The following is a 21,880-nucleotide window of genomic DNA, read 5'->3' on the forward strand; positions in this document are numbered from 1 at the left end:
ACAAGTATGTTCTTTGAGTATGTTATTAACCGAATTAATTTTACTGAATGCTTAGTATCAGTATTAAATTAGTAAACCACATGTATAATAATGTGGTTTTTTGTTTTGCCATCCATAAGAAATTTACTTTTTTCAGAAGTGTGATTTGATATGGAGACATAGAAATAGTACAAAATGCGTTAAGTGTCTTGGAATGAAATAGAATGGATTAAAGTAATAATTTAACCTAAAATGTAAAAAATTATATTAATAATAAATTTACTGCATTCCTATTGTAAAAAAGATAGAGCATAAATTCAGGTGTGGAATTCCAATCCATCACTTGAAATGAAATTTGTTTCTACTTGTAACATTCTAAAAGTTTCAATAATTATTCAATGATTTGGACTATAAATAGCTTGACTCTTAAGTGGTTGGTGTTTACTATAGTATTATAAAAATACATTTATGGTATTATATTCTAGGTTTTTTGCCTCGTTTTTAATACTTTAGATTTAGGCACACAGTGTTTAAAATTATTAATATGTTTTATTTTTAAGGAGCTGGTTATTGGTGGAACGGTTTATAAAAGAAAGTTTATTATCGAAAGGACAGAATGACTTATTTTTGCACTATCGCATGCATCCTACACTTTCAACTTACAATGAAAGATATGCATGGCATATACATAATTCACTTAACATACCTTTAGTTAGACAGGCTTTTATTGAAATTATTAACCGTCATGAGATTTTTCGTTCAGTTTTTACCATTGATGAAACTAAGCCTATACAAAAAATTCTACTTAAACCTATTATTGATTTTAGAGTTATAGATGCTCAGTTATGGAGTGAAAGTTCAATTCAGAGATATATTGAACAAGAGACAGAGATACCTTTTGTATTAGAGCAAGAGCCTCCATTTAGAATAAGATTAGTTCAAATTTCCGACCACCACTATATTTTACTACTGATATGGCATCATATTATATTTGATGGCTGGACTTTATCTCTTGTATTAGATGAATTCGGTAAAATTTATAAAAGTCTTTTAGAAAAAAAGGATCCCGATTTACAGCCTTTACTTTTCCAATATTCCGATTTTGTCTCATGGCAAAATATCTGGCTAAATAAAAATGGAAAACATTCAAAGGAATTTTGGCTTCAAAAACTTTCTTCTCAAATTCCACTAATAGAATGGCCAACATCTAAAAAAACATTCAGTACTTCTTATGAGGGTAAATTATTTCCCTTTAAATTTAATCAGAATCTAACAGAACAATTAAAAGGATTCTGTGAAGATTATAACTTTACACTTAGCACTCTTTTATTTTCACTTTACTTTGCATTTTTACATCGATATACAGGACAAAATGAAATTGTAATCGGAACCCCTAGATTTGGAAGGAAAAATAAAGATTTTCTTAAAACATGCGGTTATTTTGTGAATACTCTTCCTATAAGAATGGTGTATTCTAGAAATGAGAATTTTCTTAGTTTTATGAGTCGAATTCGTCAAGAATTAAATAATTGTATTATGCATCAAGATTATCCATTTCCTCTTATACGTGAACAATTACCAAATGATTATGTTGGAAATTATGCTCGTGTTTGTCAAGCGAATTTCGTTTTTCAACGTGCTTGTGAGCAACAGGCTGCTATATTCTTAGGTAATTGTTCAAATACTTTTGACTTATATGGTCTTACTTTGCAGCCGTTTTTTATACAAAAACGTATTTCTAAGTTTGATCTTACCCTATTTATTGAACAAGATAATAATGGTGAAATATACGGGAATTTTGAGTATAATACAGATATTTTTGACAACAAGGCTATTGAAGATATAGTGAAGTATTTTGAAGCTTTTATCTATTCTATTTTAAATCAAAAAAATCAAATGTTATCAAATATAAATATTTTACCTGAATTTGAAAAGCATTTGATATTGAATGATTTTAATGACACAAAAGCAGAATACCCAAAGGATAAAACAATTCATGAGTTGTTTGAACAACAGGTAAAAAGTGTACCTGATCAAACCGCTTTAGTATTCGGCAACGAACAGCTCACATATCAACAATTAAATGAACGAGCCAACCAATTAGCCCGCACACTTCGAAACGAAGGTGTAGGGGCTGATCAACTCGTTGGGATTATGGCAGAGCGTTCTTTAGACATGATCGTAGGGATACTTGGTATCCTTAAGGCCGGGGGAGCGTATGTACCAATTGATCCGGAGTATCCAGAAGAGCGAATCCATTATATGTTAGAAGATTCAAAAGCGCACTTATTATTAACCCAAAGTCATTTGCGAGATCGAATATCGTTCGCTGGAAAGATATTGTCCCTTGATGAAGAAGACAGCTATGATGAAACTGGATCTAATCTGAAATCTATTGTAGAGCCTCACCATCTGGCATATGTAATATATACTTCAGGAACGACTGGGAAACCAAAAGGAGTTATGGTTGAGCATAGAGGATTATGTAATTTAAAAACATACTTTAAAGAAAACTTGCATATGAACGAGCATGACCGAGTTGTACAGTTTGCGAGTATCTCATTTGATGCGGCTGTTTGGGAAATTTTCTCGACACTGTTTATGGGAGGCTCATTATATGTGCCAAATAAAGAAGTTGTCATGGATCATTTGGCATTTGCATCGTATATTAACCAAAATAAAATTACAACGGTGACGCTACCTCCGAGCTATGCTATGTATATAGAGCCTGAACAAGTTCCTTGTTTGAAAAGGCTGATTACAGCAGGATCAGCTTCGACGGTAGCATTAGTGGAAAAATGGAAAAATGATGTTACATACATCAATGCATATGGTCCTACCGAAGATTCTATTTGTTCAACCAGTTTGATTTATGATGTCAACACAATGGATTTGAATAATATACCAATTGGTCGTCCCATTCCTAATCATAATGTATATATATTAAACACCAGTGATCAATTACAGCCTGTAGGAGTCCCAGGAGAATTATGTATCAGTGGAGTTGGTCTAGCTCGAGGCTACTTAAACCGCCCGGATTTAACGGCCGAAAAGTTTGTTGACCATCCGTTTATCCCTGGTGAGAAATTGTATCGAACTGGAGACCTTGCCAGATGGTTACCGGAAGGTAACATTGAGTATTTAGGACGGATTGACCATCAAGTAAAAATACGCGGATACCGGATTGAAATTGGAGAAATTGAAACAGCTTTATTGAATCTAGAAGCTGTACAAGAAGCAATCGTGGTTGCGCATGAAAACAACAATGGAGATAAAGCGTTATGTGCATACTACGTTGCGAGTGAATCTTTTGCGGTCAGTGAGATGAAAGAGAAATTATCTGTCCAAATGCCAAGCTACATGATCCCATCTTATTTTATTCAGCTGGAGAAAATGCCGCTGACATCTAACGGGAAAATTGACCGTAAGGCACTCCCTCTGCCTGATGAGAAAAGTATCCAGACAGGGGTTGAGTATATAGCACCTTGTACACCGACTGAACAAGCTTTAGTGACGGCATGGGAATCAGTATTAGGGGTAAAACGCATTGGATTATTAGATAATTTCTATGATTTGGGCGGAGATTCTATTAAATCGATCCAGGTATCGTCAAGGTTGTTTCAAGCTGGATACAAAGTAGAAATGAAACATTTGTTAAAGTACCCAACGATTGCGCAACTCAGCGGATATGTTGAATGTATTACGTCCGTTGCTGAACAGGGAGAAATTACGGGTGTGGCACCATTAACCCCTATTCAATCTTGGTTCTTTGAAGAGAACTTTGTTGACCATTATTTTAATCAAGCGATGATGTTGTATCGGCCGGATCGCTTTGATATTGCCATTTTGAGAAAAGTGATAGGTCAAATAGTTCAACATCATGATGCATTACGAACAGTATTTGTAAAACAAGAGAATGAATTCACAGCCTGGATACGTGGGATTGCGGAAGGAGAATTATTCACATTAGATGTGTTTGATCTTCAAGAGGAACAGGACTGTGCACAAATTGTAGAAGCTAGAGCTAATCAAATTCAAAGCAGTATAAAGATTAATGAAGGTCCTTTAATCAAATTGGCACTGTTCCAGTGCCCAGATGGCGATCATTTATTAATCGTAATTCATCACTTGGTCATTGATATGGTATCTTGGCGTATTTTATTTGAGGATATCATGTCTGGGTACAATCAAGCGATGGCTGGGAAAGTGATTCAATTTGCACCCAAAGCGGACTCCTTTAAACTTTGGTCAGAACAATTGTGTGAATATGCGAATAGTACTGAAATTAAAGAAGAACGAACATATTGGGATGAGATTGAACAGACTGTACAAAGACTTGATCCGTTACCGAAAGATAGGGAACAACACAGCACGCTTCATGAAAGTAGCGGGGTTATGTCGATTGAGTGGACAGTTCAAGAAACCGAACAATTATTAAAACATGCAAACCAAGCATATAATACAGAAATTAATGATTTATTATTAACGGCGCTAGGTATGGGTGTGCAGCGGTGGACAGGACGGCAAGAAATTGTCGTGAATCTAGAAGGACACGGGCGAGAAATGATTATACCTGAAGTGGATATCACTCGTACGGTAGGGTGGTTTACGAGCCAGTATCCTGTCGTCCTCCAAATCCCTGAAGCATTAGATATCTCTGAACAGATTAAAGCGGTAAAAGAAGGGTTACGTCGTATTCCGCATAAAGGAATTGGCTATGGTATTTTGCGTTATCTTTCCAATCAGGATCAGATTTCATACACGGCGAAACCAGAAATTAGTTTTAACTATTTAGGGCAATTCGATCAGGACCTTGATAGTAACGCTCTGCGGATGTCTTCGTATTCAACTGGAATGGCAATGAGTAAACAAACCGAAAGGTTGCACGTGTTGAGTATGAATGGAATGATCCAAAATGGAAAGCTCTTCTTCATGATTGATTATAGTAAAGAACAGTACAGAGATGAGACGATTGAACAATTAGGTGCATGGATTAAAAACAGTTTACAACAAGTTATCCAGCACTGTGTGAGTAAAGAAGAGGGAGAAATAACACCGAGTGATTTAACACTTAAAGGCATGAGTATGGAAGAACTTGCACAAATAAGGGAAGAAACAAAACAGGTTGGTGATATTGAAGATTTATATGAATTGACACCTATGCAAAAAGGAATGTTGTTTCACAACTTGGCAGACACCAATTCGGCTGCTTACTTTGAACAAATGACTTTTGATGTGAACGGTGACTTGAATGTTGATGTTTTTATAAGAAGTTTGGAAAGTTTAATGCAAAGACACACCATTTTACGAACTAATATTTATCAAGGATGGAGAGATATCCCGTTACAAATTGTTTATAAACACAAATCAAGTGAGTGGTGTTTTGAAGATTTACGTAGATTTGATGTTGAAGAACAGGAGAAATATCTCAACTCTTACGTAGAATCTAATAAAGCGAGAGGGTTTCAGCTGTCCGAGGATACTCTAATACGGGTAGCTATCTTTCAAATAGATGAAGAGGTTCATCGAGTCATCTGGAGTTTCCATCATATCTTAATGGATGGCTGGTGTTTACCTATCATATTGAAAGAATGGTTCGAACAATACGAGGTATTAACTGGAAATGCGGAATCCAAGCATATAACAGTTACACCATATAGCCAATATATTGAATGGCTGTTAGCGCAGGATGAGGAAGAAGCCTCTAGATATTGGAATGAGTATTTAGCCGACTATGAAGAACAAACAATTGTACCAAATCTAGGAGTACATCCTGAACAAGAGGGATATCGTTCAGAGAGTGTTATTTGTGAATTGGGACAAGCACTAACCCATCAAATTCAGCAAATCGCAGCTCGCAATCAAGTAACAATGAACACAGTAATGCAAGCAATATGGGGTGTTTTATTACAAAAATATAATAATAGTAATGATGTTGTATTTGGCAGTGTGGTATCAGGAAGACCGGAAGGGATTCCTGGAATTGAAAATATGATTGGCATGTTTATTAACACGATCCCGGTACGAGTACAAACTAGAACAGGGATAACTTGTGCTGATTTAATGCAAAACATACAAGAACTCGCGATTTCATCAAGTTCGTATGATACGTATCCTCTTTATGAAATACAGGCTCAAACAAAGCAAAAACAAGACTTGGTTCAGCATATTATGGTGTTTGAGAATTATCCGGTTGAACAAGAAGTAGGACACGGTGATATATCGGATAAGACAAAATTGAAAATTACAAATTTTCGAGGAGACGAGCACACCAACTATGATTTTAACGTACTAGTGATGCCAGGGAGAGAAATGCAGGTTCACCTTCAATATAATGCGAATGTGTATAGTCGGGTGGGCGTAGAACAAATCAAGGATCACCTGATTCATCTTATGAATCAAGTTGTGCAAAATCCAAATATGCTTATTGAGGATTTACAATTAATCACCAAAGAAGAGGAGCAACAAATCCTACAGGATTTCAATGACACAAAAGCGGAATATCCAAGAAACAAAACAATTCATCAACTGTTTGAAGAACAAGCAGAACGTGTACCAGATAAGGTAGCTGTTGTGTTTGAAGATAAACAATTGACATATCGTGGACTGAATGAGCATGCTAATCGACTAGCCCGCACACTTCGAAACGAAGGTGTAGAGGCTGATCAGCTCGTTGGGATTATGGCAGAGCGTTCTTTAGACATGATCGTGGGCATACTTGGTATCCTTAAGGCCGGGGGAGCGTATGTACCAATTGATCCGGAGTATCCAGAAGAGCGAATCCATTATATGTTAGAAGATTCAAAAGCACACTTATTATTAACCCAAAGTCATTTGCGAGATCGAATATCGTTCGCTGGAAAGATATTGTCCCTTGATGAAGAAGACAGCTATGATGAAGCTGAATCTAATCTGAAATCTATTGTGGAACCACACCATTTGGCATATGTAATATATACTTCAGGAACGACTGGGAAACCAAAAGGAGTTATGGTTGAGCATAGAGGGTTATGTAATTTAACAACATACTTTAAAGAAAACTTGCATATGAACGAGCATGACCGAGTGGTACAGTTTGCGAGTATCTCATTTGACGCAGCTGTTTGGGAAGTATTTACTTCCTTATTATTAGGGGCTAAATTATATATACCTAAGAAATTAGAAATTATAGATCATCATTTGTTTGTTAAATTTATGAACGATAAAAAAATTACGACGGCGTTATTACCTCCAACGTATATAAGATATTTAACTCCAGAGAATTTTTCTTCTTTAAAAAGATTAATTACTGGTGGATCAGCTATAACAGTAGATTTGATGACAAAATGGAAAGAAAATCTATTGTATCTCAATGCTTATGGTCCTACAGAGGATTCTATCATAACAACGGTGTGGAAAGGGTTAGAAGAGAACATTCAACCTTATATAGTACCAATTGGTCGTCCCATTCCTAATCATAATGTATATATATTAAACACCAGTGATCAATTACAGCCTGTAGGAGTCCCAGGAGAATTATGTATCAGTGGAGTTGGTCTAGCTCGAGGCTACTTAAACCGCCCGGATTTAACGGCCGAAAAGTTTGTCGATCATCCGTTTATCCCTGGTGAGAAATTGTATCGAACAGGAGACCTTGCCAGATGGTTACCGGAAGGTAACATTGAGTATTTAGGACGGATTGACCATCAAGTGAAAATACGCGGATACCGGATTGAAATTGGAGAAATTGAAACAGCTTTATTGAATATGGAAGCTGTACAAGAAGCAATCGTGGTTGCGCATGAAAACGACAACGGAGATAAAGCGTTATGTGCATACTACGTTGCGAGTGAATCTTTTGCGGTCAGTGAGATGAAAGAGAAATTATCTGTCCAAATGCCAAGCTACATGATTCCATCTTATTTTATTCAACTGGAGAAAATGCCGCTGACATCTAACGGGAAAATTGACCGTAAGGCACTCCCTCTGCCTGATGAGAAAAGTATCCAGACAGGGGTTGAGTATATAGCACCTTGTACACCGACTGAACAAGCTTTAGTGACGGCATGGGAATCAGTATTAGGGGTAAAACGCATTGGATTATTAGATAATTTCTATGATTTGGGCGGAGATTCTATTAAATCGATCCAGGTATCGTCAAGGTTGTTTCAAGCTGGATACAAAGTAGAAATGAAACATTTGTTAAAGTACCCAACGATTGCGCAACTCAGCGGATATGTTGAATGTATTACGTCCGTTGCTGAACAGGGAGAAATTACGGGTGTGGCACCATTAACCCCTATTCAATCTTGGTTCTTTGAAGAGAACTTTGTTGACCATTATTTTAATCAAGCGATGATGTTGTATCGGCCGGATCGCTTTGATATTGCCATTTTGAGAAAAGTGATAGGTCAAATAGTTCAACATCATGATGCATTACGAACAGTATTTGTAAAACAAGAGAATGAATTCACAGCCTGGATACGCGGGATTGCGGAAGGAGAATTATTCACATTAGATGTGTTTGATCTTCAAGAGGAACAGGACTGTGCACAAATTGTAGAAGCTAGAGCTAATCAAATTCAAAGCAGTATAAAGATTAATGAAGGTCCTTTAATCAAATTGGCACTGTTCCAGTGCCCAGATGGCGATCATTTATTAATCGTAATTCATCACTTGGTCATTGATATGGTATCTTGGCGTATTTTATTTGAGGATATCATGTCTGGGTACAATCAAGCGATGGCTGGGAAAGTGATTCAATTTGCACCCAAAGCGGACTCCTTTAAACTTTGGTCAGAACAATTGTGTGAATATGCGAATAGTACTGAAATTAAAGAAGAACGAACATATTGGGATGAGATTGAACAGACTGTACAAAGACTTGATCCGTTACCGAAAGATAGGGAACAACACAGCACGCTTCATGAAAGTAGCGGGGTTATGTCGATTGAGTGGACAGTTCAAGAAACCGAACAATTATTAAAACATGCAAACCAAGCATATAATACAGAAATTAATGATTTATTATTAACGGCGCTAGGTATGGGTGTGCAGCGGTGGACAGGACGGCAAGAAATTGTCGTGAATCTAGAAGGACACGGGCGAGAAATGATTATACCTGAAGTGGATATCACTCGTACGGTAGGGTGGTTTACGAGCCAGTATCCTGTCGTCCTCCAAATCCCTGAAGCATTAGATATCTCTGAACAGATTAAAGCGGTAAAAGAAGGGTTACGTCGTATTCCGCATAAAGGAATTGGCTATGGTATTTTGCGTTATCTTTCCAATCAGGATCAGATTTCATACACGGCGAAACCAGAAATTAGTTTTAACTATTTAGGGCAATTCGATCAGGACCTTGATAGTAACGCTCTGCGGATGTCTTCGTATTCAACTGGAATGGCAATGAGTAAACAAACCGAAAGGTTGCACGTGTTGAGTATGAATGGAATGATCCAAAATGGAAAGCTCTTCTTCATGATTGATTATAGTAAAGAACAGTACAGAGATGAGACGATTGAACAATTAGGTGCATGGATTAAAAACAGTTTACAACAAGTTATCCAGCACTGTGTGAGTAAAGAAGAGGGAGAAATAACACCGAGTGATTTAACACTTAAAGGCATGAGTATGGAAGAACTTGCACAAATAAGGGAAGAAACAAAACAGGTTGGTGATATTGAAGATTTATATGAATTGACACCTATGCAAAAAGGAATGTTGTTTCACAACTTGGCAGACACCAATTCGGCTGCTTACTTTGAACAAATGACTTTTGATGTGAACGGTGACTTGAATGTTGATGTTTTTATAAGAAGTTTGGAAAGTTTAATGCAAAGACACACCATTTTACGAACTAATATTTATCAAGGATGGAGAGATATCCCGTTACAAATTGTTTATAAACACAAATCAAGTGAGTGGTGTTTTGAAGATTTACGTAGATTTGATGTTGAAGAACAGGAGAAATATCTCAACTCTTACGTAGAATCTAATAAAGCGAGAGGGTTTCAGCTGTCCGAGGATACTCTAATACGGGTAGCTATCTTTCAAATAGATGAAGAGGTTCATCGAGTCATCTGGAGTTTCCATCATATCTTAATGGATGGCTGGTGTTTACCTATCATATTGAAAGAATGGTTCGAACAATACGAGGTATTAACTGGAAATGCGGAATCCAAGCATATAACAGTTACACCATATAGCCAATATATTGAATGGCTGTTAGCGCAGGATGAGGAAGAAGCCTCTAGATATTGGAATGAGTATTTAGCCGACTATGAAGAACAAACAATTGTACCAAATCTAGGAGTACATCCTGAACAAGAGGGATATCGTTCAGAGAGTGTTATTTGTGAATTGGGACAAGCACTAACCTATCAAATTCAGCAAATCGCAGCTCGCAATCAAGTAACAATGAACACAGTAATGCAAGCAATATGGGGTGTTTTATTACAAAAATATAATAATAGTAATGATGTTGTATTTGGCAGTGTGGTATCAGGAAGACCGGAAGGGATTCCTGGAATTGAAAATATGATTGGCATGTTTATTAACACGATCCCGGTACGAGTACAAACTAGAACAGGGATAACTTGTGCTGATTTAATGCAAAACATACAAGAACTGGCGATTTCATCAAGTTCGTATGATACGTATCCTCTTTATGAAATACAGGCTCAAACAAAGCAAAAACAAGACTTGGTTCAGCATATTATGGTGTTTGAGAATTATCCTGTTGAACAAGAAGTAGAACACGGTGATATATCGGATATGACAAAATTGAAAATTACAAATTTTCGAGGAGACGAGCACACCAACTATGATTTTAACGTACTAGTGATGCCAGGGAGAGAAATGCAGGTTCACCTTCAATATAATGCGAATGTGTATAGTCGGGTGGGCGTAGAACAAATCAAGGATCACCTGATTCATCTTATGAATCAAGTTGTGCAAAATCCAAATATGCTTATTGAGGATTTACAATTAATCACCAAAGAAGAGGAGCAACAAATCCTACAGGATTTCAATGACACAAAAGCGGAATATCCAAGAAACAAAACAATTCATCAACTGTTTGAAGAACAAGCAGAACGTGTACCAGATAAGGTAGCTGTTGTGTTTGAAGATAAACAATTGACATATCGTGGACTGAATGAGCATGCTAATCGACTAGCCCGCACACTTCGAAACGAAGGTGTAGAGGCTGATCAGCTCGTTGGGATTATGGCAGAGCGTTCTTTAGACATGATCGTGGGCATACTTGGTATCCTTAAGGCCGGGGGAGCGTATGTACCAATTGATCCGGAGTATCCAGAAGAGCGAATCCATTATATGTTAGAAGATTCAAAAGCACACTTATTATTAACCCAAAGTCATTTGCGAGATCGAATATCGTTCGCTGGAAAGATATTGTCCCTTGATGAAGAAGACAACTATGATGAAGCTGAATCTAATCTGAAATCTATTGTGGAACCACACCATTTGGCATATGTAATATATACTTCAGGAACGACTGGGAAACCAAAAGGAGTTATGGTTGAGCATAGAGGATTATGTAATTTAACAACATACTTTAAAGAAAACTTGCATATGAACGAGCATGACCGAGTTGTACAGTTTGCGAGTATCTCATTTGATGCGGCTGTTTGGGAAATTTTCTCGACACTGTTTATGGGAGGCTCATTATACGTGCCAAATAAAGAAGTTGTCATGGATCATTTGGCATTTGCATCGTATATTAACCAAAATAAAATTACAACGGTGACGCTACCTCCGAGCTATGCTATGTATATAGAGCCTGAACAAGTTCCTTGTTTGAAAAGGCTGATTACAGCAGGATCAGCTTCGACGGTAGCATTAGTGGGAAAATGGAAAAATGATGTAACATACATCAATGCATATGGTCCTACCGAAGATTCTATTTGTTCAACCAGTGTGATTTATGATGTCAACACAATGGATTTGAATAATATACCAATTGGCCGTCCCATTCCTAATCATAATGTATATATATTAAACACCAGTGATCAATTACAGCCTGTAGGAGTCCCAGGAGAATTATGTATCAGTGGAGTTGGTCTAGCTCGAGGCTACTTAAACCGCCCGGATTTAACGGCCGAAAAGTTTGTCGATCATCCGTTTATCCCTGGTGAGAAATTGTATCGAACAGGAGACCTTGCCAGATGGTTACCGGAAGGTAACATTGAGTATTTAGGACGGATTGACCATCAAGTGAAAATACGCGGATACCGGATTGAAATTGGAGAAATTGAAACAGCTTTATTGAATCTAGAAGCTGTACAAGAAGCAATCGTGGTTGCGCATGAAAACGACAATGGAGATAAAGCGTTATGTGCATACTACGTTGCGAGTGAAGCTTTCGCGGTCAGTGAGATGAAAGAGAAATTATCTGTCCAAATGCCAAGCTACATGATCCCATCTTATTTTATTCAGCTGGAGAAAATGCCGCTGACATCTAACGGGAAAATTGACCGTAAGGCACTCCCTCTGCCTGATCGAAATACACAAACTGGGGTAAAATATGTTGCACCTCGTACATCAATTGAATTAAAGCTGGCTGAGATTTGGAAAGAGGTACTTAGCTTAAAACAAGTGGGAATACGAGATAATTTCTTTGACATAGGAGGACATTCTTTAAAAGCTACTAGTTTAGCAGCAAAGATTTATAAGATATTAAATTTAAGAGTATCTGTTCGACAAATATTTAACCATCCAACGATAGAACAATTATCATCAAGAATCATAAGTGCTGTGGAAGATCAAAGCTTTACATCTATCCCTGCTGTGGAACAGAGAGAATCTTATCCGGTTTCTTCTGCACAAAAACGAATGTATATCTTGCATCAATTAGAAGGCGGAGAATTGAGCTACAACATGCCCAACTTGATGGTGGTTGAAGGAGAACTAGATGTTACTAAACTGGAGTCTGCCTGCATTCAATTGATTGATCGCCATGAATCTTTACGGACAAGTTTTAAATTATTGGATGGTGAGTTGAAACAGCTTATTCATGATAAAGTTAATTTTAAAGTAGAAGTTCGAAAGGTGAGACCAGAGGATTTAGATGAATATATTCAGGGATTTATACGTGCTTTTGATTTAAAGCAGGCTCCTCTTTTCCGAGTTCAGGTTCTTGAGTTCACATCAACAAAGCATATGATACTAATGGATATGCATCATGTTATTTCAGATGGCGTATCAATGACTGTAATCATGCAAGAGTTATTTCAATTATATGAGGGTGCCCAATTACCTGAACTGCGTATTCAATATAAAGATTATGCAGTGTGGCAACAAAATGAAATGAACCAAGAACAGATTCGAAAACAAGGAGCATATTGGTTAGAGACGCTTGGAGGAGATCTTCCTGTTTTACAAATGCCTACTGACTACGCGAGACCAGCTACCCGAAATTTTAAGGGAGCAAGAGTTGAGTTTACGATTGATGAGCACAGAAGTGAGGCGCTCCAACAACTAGCTATGCAAACGGGTTCTACACTATATATGGTAATGTTATCAATTTACACGCTTATGTTGTCTAAATATAGCGGACAAGAAGACATTATTATAGGCAGTCCAATTGCAGGTCGCCCACATGCTGATTTGGATCGAGTTGTCGGAATGTTTGTGAACACGTTGGCAATGCGAAACTACCCAACAGGGGAAAAAACATTTGAGCAATTTGCGAGTGAAGTGAAAGAAAATGCCTTAAGAGCATATGAAAATCAAGATTATCCATTTGAAGAAATTGTGGAGACATTAGATGTCACCAGAGATATGAGCAGAAACGCGATCTTTGATGTCATGTTTGTATTGCAAAATATGGATCAAGAAGCCAGGAAAGTAGAAGGATTAGAAATAAAGCCGTTTGAATGGGAGTATGAGATAGCCAAATTTGATTTGACGTTGAGTGTAGTTGAATGGAACGGACAATTGAACTGTATGTTGGAATATGCGACATCTTTATATGAGGAAGCAACGATAGTACGAATGACAAAACATTTTATCCATCTGGTAGATAACATTTTGGCACATCCGGATACAAAACTATCAGAACTATCTATGGTCCTCGAAGAGGAGCGAATGCAGCTTCTCGGAGATTTCAATGACACAAAAGCGGAATATCCAAGAAACAAAACAATTCATCAACTGTTTGAAGAACAAGCAGAACGTGTACCAGATAAGGTAGCTGTTGTGTTTGAAGATAAACAATTGACATATCGTGAACTGAATGAGCGAGCTAATCAACTAGCCCGTACACTTCGAAATGAAGGAGTAGAGGCTGAACAGCTTGTTGGAATTATGACAGAACGTTCTCTTGAAATGATTGTAGGTATACTGGGTATTCTCAAAGCGGGCGGGGCATATGTGCCGATTGATCCGGAATATCCAGAAGAGCGAATTCGTTACATGATTGAGGACTCAGGAGTGAAACTATTATTAAAGCAAAGCCATAAGCAGCATATAGAATTTACTGGCACAGTGCTGAATCTAGATCAGGAAAGTAACTATCATAAAAATAGCTTGAATCTTGAAAACCATGTACAGTCAAACAATTTAGCATATGTGATCTATACGTCGGGGACAACAGGTGCTCCAAAAGGCACTTTGCTTGAACATAAAAATGTGGTTCGTCTCTTGTTTAACAGCAAAAATGTTTTTGATTTTAATGAAAAAGATACGTGGACCTTATTCCACTCTTTCTGTTTCGACTTTTCTGTATGGGAAATGTATGGAGCACTTTTGTACGGTGGCAAATTAGTAATAGTACCAAAAACGATATCAAAGAACCCGATACAATTTTTACAGTTGTTAAAAGATGAGGAAGTAACAATTCTAAATCAAACTCCTAGTTATTTTTATTTAGTGAAAGATCAAGAATTAACTCATTCTTCGTGTGATCTAAAAGTGAGAAAAGTAATCTTTGGCGGGGAATCATTGAATCCATCTTTATTAAAAGAATGGAAAGATAAATATCCAGACATAAAGCTAATTAATATGTATGGTATTACAGAAACAACCGTTCATGTAACATATAAAGAGATTACAGAAATCGAAATAAAAGATGGAAGAAGTAACATCGGAAAACCGATTCCTACATTAAATGCCTATATATTAAATGAGCAAAAAGAATTGCAGCCAATCGGAATACAGGGAGAGCTATATATTGCCGGAGTTGGTCTAGCTCGAGGCTACTTAAACCGCCCGGATTTAACGGCCGAAAAGTTTGTCGATCATCCGTTTATCCCTGGTGAGAAATTGTATCGAACAGGAGACCTTGCCAGATGGTTACCGGAAGGTAACATTGAGTATTTAGGACGGATTGACCATCAAGTGAAAATACGCGGATACCGGATTGAAATTGGAGAAATTGAAACAGCTTTATTGAATATGGAAGCTGTACAAGAAGCAATCGTGGTTGCGCATGAAAACGACAACGGAGATAAAGCGTTATGTGCATACTACGTTGCGAGTGAATCTTTTGCGGTCAGTGAGATGAAAGAGAAATTATCTGTCCAAATGCCAAGCTACATGATTCCATCTTATTTTATTCAACTGGAGAAAATGCCGCTGACATCTAACGGGAAAATTGACCGTAAGGCACTCCCTCTGCCTGATGAGAAAAGTATCCAGACAGGGGTTGAGTATATAGCACCTTGTACACCGACTGAACAAGCTTTAGTGACGGCATGGGAATCAGTATTAGGGGTAAAACGCATTGGATTATTAGATAATTTCTATGATTTGGGCGGAGATTCTATTAAATCGATCCAGGTATCGTCAAGGTTGTTTCAAGCTGGATACAAAGTAGAAATGAAACATTTGTTAAAGTACCCAACGATTGCGCAACTCAGCGGATATGTTGAATGTATTACGTCCGTTGCTGAACAGGGAGAAATTACGGGTGTGGCACCATTAACCCCTATTCAATCTTGGTTCTTTGAAGAGAACTTTGTTGACCATTATTTTAATCAAGCGATGATGTTGTATCGGCCGGATCGCTTTGATATTGCCATTTTGAGAAAAGTGATAGGTCAAATAGTTCAACATCATGATGCATTACGAACAGTATTTGTAAAACAAGAGAATGAATTCACAGCCTGGATACGCGGGATTGCGGAAGGAGAATTATTCACATTAGATGTGTTTGATCTTCAAGAGGAACAGGACTGTGCACAAATTGTAGAAGCTAGAGCTAATCAAATTCAAAGCAGTATAAAGATTAATGAAGGTCCTTTAATCAAATTGGCACTGTTCCAGTGCCCAGATGGCGATCATTTATTAATCGTAATTCATCACTTGGTCATTGATATGGTATCTTGGCGTATTTTATTTGAGGATATCATGTCTGGGTACAATCAAGCGATGGCTGGGAAAGTGATTCAATTTGCACCCAAAGCGGACTCCTTTAAACTTTGGTCAGAACAATTGTGTGAATATGCGAATAGTACTGAAATTAAAGAAGAACGAACATATTGGGATGAGATTGAACAGACTGTACAAAGACTTGATCCGTTACCGAAAGATAGGGAACAACACAGCACGCTTCATGAAAGTAGCGGGGTTATGTCGATTGAGTGGACAGTTCAAGAAACCGAACAATTATTAAAACATGCAAACCAAGCATATAATACAGAAATTAATGATTTATTATTAACGGCGCTAGGTATGGGTGTGCAGCGGTGGACAGGACGGCAAGAAATTGTCGTGAATCTAGAAGGACACGGGCGAGAAATGATTATACCTGAAGTGGATATCACTCGTACGGTAGGGTGGTTTACGAGCCAGTATCCTGTCGTCCTCCAAATCCCTGAAGCATTAGATATCTCTGAACAGATTAAAGCGGTAAAAGAAGGGTTACGTCGTATTCCGCATAAAGGAATTGGCTATGGTATTTTGCGTTATCTTTCCAATCAGGATCAGATTTCATACACGGCGAAACCAGAAATTAGTTTTAACTATTTAGGGCAATTCGATCAGGACCTTGATAGTAACGCTCTGCGGATGTCTTCGTATTCAACTGGAATGGCAATGAGTAAACAAACCGAAAGGTTGCACGTGTTGAGTATGAATGGAATGATCCAAAATGGAAAGCTCTTCTTCATGATTGATTATAGTAAAGAACAGTACAGAGATGAGACGATTGAACAATTAGGTGCATGGATTAAAAACAGTTTACAACAAGTTATCCAGCACTGTGTGAGTAAAGAAGAGGGAGAAATAACACCGAGTGATTTAACACTTAAAGGCATGAGTATGGAAGAACTTGCACAAATAAGGGAAGAAACAAAACAGGTTGGTGATATTGAAGATTTATATGAATTGACACCTATGCAAAAAGGAATGTTGTTTCACAACTTGGCAGACACCAATTCGGCTGCTTACTTTGAACAAATGACTTTTGATGTGAACGGTGACTTGAATGTTGATGTTTTTATAAGAAGTTTGGAAAGTTTAATGCAAAGACACACCATTTTACGAACTAATATTTATCAAGGATGGAGAGATATCCCGTTACAAATTGTTTATAAACACAAATCAAGTGAGTGGTGTTTTGAAGATTTACGTAGATTTGATGTTGAAGAACAGGAGAAATATCTCAACTCTTACGTAGAATCTAATAAAGCGAGAGGGTTTCAACTGTCCGAGGATACTCTAATACGGGTAGCTATTTTTCAAATAGATGAAGAGGTTCATCGAGTCATCTGGAGTTTCCATCATATCTTAATGGATGGCTGGTGTTTACCTATCATATTGAAAGAATGGTTCGAACAATACGAGGTATTAACTGGAAATTCGGAATCCAAGCATATAACAGTTACACCATATAGCCAATATATTGAATGGCTGTTAGCGCAGGATGAGGAAGAAGCCTCTAGATATTGGAAAGAGTATTTAGCCGACTATGAAGAACAAACAATTGTACCAAATCTAGGAGTACATCCTGAACAAGAGGGATATCGTTCAGAGAGTGTTATTTGTGAATTGGGACAAGCACTAACCCATCAAATTCAGCAAATCGCAGCTCGCAATCAAGTAACAATGAACACAGTAATGCAAGCAATATGGGGTGTTTTATTACAAAAATATAATAATAGTAATGATGTTGTATTTGGCAGTGTGGTATCAGGAAGACCGGAAGGGATTCCTGGAATTGAAAATATGATTGGTATGTTTATTAACACGATCCCGGTACGAGTACAAACTAGAACAGGGATAACCTGTGCTGATTTAATGCAAAACATACAAGAGCTGGCGATTTCATCAAGTTCGTATGATACGTATCCTCTTTATGAAATACAGGCTCAAACAAAGCAAAAACAAGACTTGGTTCAGCATATTATGGTGTTTGAGAATTATCCTGTTGAACAAGAAGTAGAACACGGTGATATATCTGAAAAGACAAAATTAAAAATTGCAAATTTTCGAGGAGAAGAGCACACCAACTATGATTTTAATGTACTAGTGATGCCGGGGAGAGAAATGCAGGTTCACCTTCAATATAATGCGAATGTGTATAGTCGGGTGGGCGTAGAACAAATCAAGGATCACCTGATTCATCTTATGAATCAAGTTGTGCAAAATCCAAATATGCTTATTGAGGATTTACAATTAATCACCAAAGAAGAGGAGCAACAAATCCTACAGGATTTCAATGACACAAAAGCGGAATATCCAAGAAACAAAACAATTCATCAACTGTTTGAAGAACAAGCAGAACGTGTGCCAGATAAGGTAGCTGTTGTGTTTGAAGATAAACAATTGACATATCGTGGACTGAATGAGCGCGCTAATCGACTAGCCCGCACACTTCGAAACGAAGGTGTAGAGGCTGATCAGCTCGTTGGGATTATGGCAGAGCGTTCTTTAGACATGATCGTGGGGATACTCGGTATCCTTAAGGCCGGGGGAGCGTATGTACCAATTGATCCGGAGTATCCAGAAGAGCGAATCCATTATATGTTAGAAGATTCAAAAGCGCACTTATTATTAACCCAAAGTCATTTGCGAGATCGAATATCGTTTGCTGGGAAGATATTGTCCCTTGATGAAGAAGACAGCTATGATGAAACTGGATCTAATCTGAAATCTATTGTAGAGCCTCACCATCTGGCATATGTAATATATACTTCAGGAACGACTGGGAAACCAAAAGGAGTTATGGTTGAACAACAAAATGTAATTAGCTTGGTCAAAAACCCGAATTATGTAGAGCTAGATGGGGATACGCATATTTTGCAAACAGGGTCTCTGGTATTTGACGCCTCTACTTTCGAGATTTGGGGAGCTATATTAAATGGAGGACAACTCTATTTAACAAAAATTGAACAAATTCTGGATGTTTGTGAGTTAAAAGGATTAATTAAGAAATACAAAATTAATACAATGTGGTTAACATCCCCATTATTTAACAAACTTACAAACCAGGACAATTTTTTATTTGAAGAATTAAAGACGTTGATTATAGGAGGGGATATATTATCTTTACCTCATATTAATCAAGTGTGTGAAAACAATCCGCAGATAAATATAGTAAATGGTTATGGCCCTACTGAAAACACAACTTTTTCCTCTACTTATTTGGTTAGAGGCAAACAATCTCAGGCAATACCTATTGGTCGGCCTATTCAAAATTCAACAGCTTACGTAGTAGATAAAACATTAAATATACAACCTATAGGAGTATGGGGGGAATTACTTGTTGGTGGAGATGGTGTAGCGAGAGGTTATCTAGATAGACCTGAGCTTACTGCAGAGAAATTTATACAACTTCCATTTAATAATGATCGCTGTTATCGCACGGGAGATATAGCTCGGTGGACGTCTAATGGAGTATTAGAATTTAGAGGAAGGCTTGACCATCAAGTTAAGATAAACGGATACCGGATTGAAATTGGGGAGATTGAAACAGCTTTATTGAATATAGATGCTGTGCAAGAAGCAATTGTCACCACATGTGAGGATGGAAATTCTGATAAAGAATTATGTGCTTATTTAGTAGTTAGAGAGCAGTTCAAAGTAAGCCACATTAAGCAAAAATTATCTTCTTCTCTGCCAAGCTATATGGTTCCAACTTACTTTGTAAGGCTGCAAAATTTTCCTTTAACAGTCAACGGGAAAATTGATTACAAGGCTCTCCCTCTGCCTGATAGAAATACACAAACTGGTGTGAAATATATTGCGCCTCGTACACGAATTGAATTAAAGCTGGCTGAGATTTGGAAAGAGGTACTTGGTTTAAAACAAGTGGGAATACAAGATAACTTCTTTGATATAGGTGGGCATTCTTTGCGAGCGACGGGTTTAGTTGCCAAAATTCATACAGAACTAAATGTTAGTATTTCAATAAGAGATGTGTTCAATCATCCAACAATTGAGGAAATGGCGTCAGTTATTATGAAATTGGGTTCGGATGGATATGACTTAATTCCTTCTGTAAAACAAAAAGACTATTACCCTGTATCTTCAGCACAAAAACGGATGTATATCTTGAATCAAATAGATGGTAATGAATTAACTTATAATATGCCACAAATGTTTCAAGTAGCAGGGGCATTAGATCTAGAGAGATTAGAAAATTCCTTAAGACAATTGGTTAATCGACATGAATCGTTCCGCACAAGCTTTAAAATAATTCAAGGTGAAATTGTACAACAAATACATGAAGATGTTGATTTCACATTTGAAACGATAAAAGTTTCTAATAGTGAAATAGAGGAACATCAGGTTCAGTTTGTTCGACCATTTGATATAATGCAAGCACCTTTAATTAGAGTGAAACTGCTAAAATTGGCATCAAATGACCATATACTAATGTTAGATATGCATCATATCATTTCGGATGGAGCGTCGATGAAAATTTTTATCGATGAACTTATGGATTTATATGAAGGTAAGCAATTAACTGAACTTAGAATTCAGTATAAGGATTATTCTTGTTGGAGATTAAATCAAAAGCAAATTAAAAAAATGATGAAGCAAGAAGCATATTGGATGGATATGTTTAGAGGAGAAATACCGCTGCTAGATATGCCTACTGATTATGAAAGACCTTTAATTAGAAGTTATGAAGGGGACCTATTAGAATTTGATATTGATTCTAATATCTACAAGGGATTACTAAAATTAGCAGAAGAAACTGAGAGTACATTGTATATGGTATTGTTGGCGGCATATTTCATCTTGATATCAAAATATAGTGGTCAGGAGGACATCATAGTAGGTACACCGATAGCAGGTCGAAATCATACGGACATTGAAAAGATAATAGGAATGTTTGTAAATACTGTGGTTGTTAGAAGTTATCCAAATGGAGAGAAAACTTTTTTACAATATGTTTTAGATGTAAAGGAAACAATGTTAGGTATCTACGAAAACCAAGATTATCCATTCGAGGAGTTAATTGAGAAAGTTAATTTTCAAAAAATGGGTGATCGTAATCCTTTATTTGATACAATGTTTGCTATTCAAAATACAGATGAAACAATTCTTAATAGAGGGAACCTCCATTTCAAACCTATAATTAATCACATGCATAAGGTGTCAAAATTTGATTTAACATTATCCATTAATGTTAGTCAAACTAAATTAACGGGAAGTTTTGAATACTGCACAAAATTATTCAGGAAGAAATCTATCGAAATAATGTCGAAAAATTTAATTACTATATTATCAACAATTACTTCTAATCCTAATATCAAATTAGGTCGAATTGAACTTGGCGTAAACAAGAAAGATACTAATGCTATTGATTTATATGAACTCCGTCTATAAATTGCTCTTAATTAGAAATATTTTAGACTTAAGTTTAATTTTCTCAAGTAACCCATCACTGGGGTTACTTGAGCTTTATACAAATAAAGCTTACTGAGTTCAATAAAAAGAGTTTTCAAAA

1 protein-coding gene is annotated in these 21,880 nt (G+C 37.0%); it reads left to right on the plus strand.

From position 1 onward, the window contains the following. The first annotated feature begins 552 nt into the window (after positions 1-552). Positions 553-21,759 carry a non-ribosomal peptide synthase/polyketide synthase gene (locus tag NSQ12_RS08535; protein ID WP_339176467.1) on the plus strand — a complete coding sequence of 7,069 codons (21,207 nt, stop codon included), beginning with the start codon at positions 553-555 and terminating at the stop codon, positions 21,757-21,759. Positions 21,760-21,880: the final 121 nt, after the last annotated feature.

This window comes from Bacillus sp. PS95, assembly GCF_037963565.1.
In the GTDB taxonomy this organism is placed as follows: domain Bacteria; phylum Bacillota; class Bacilli; order Bacillales; family Bacillaceae; genus Bacillus; species Bacillus subtilis.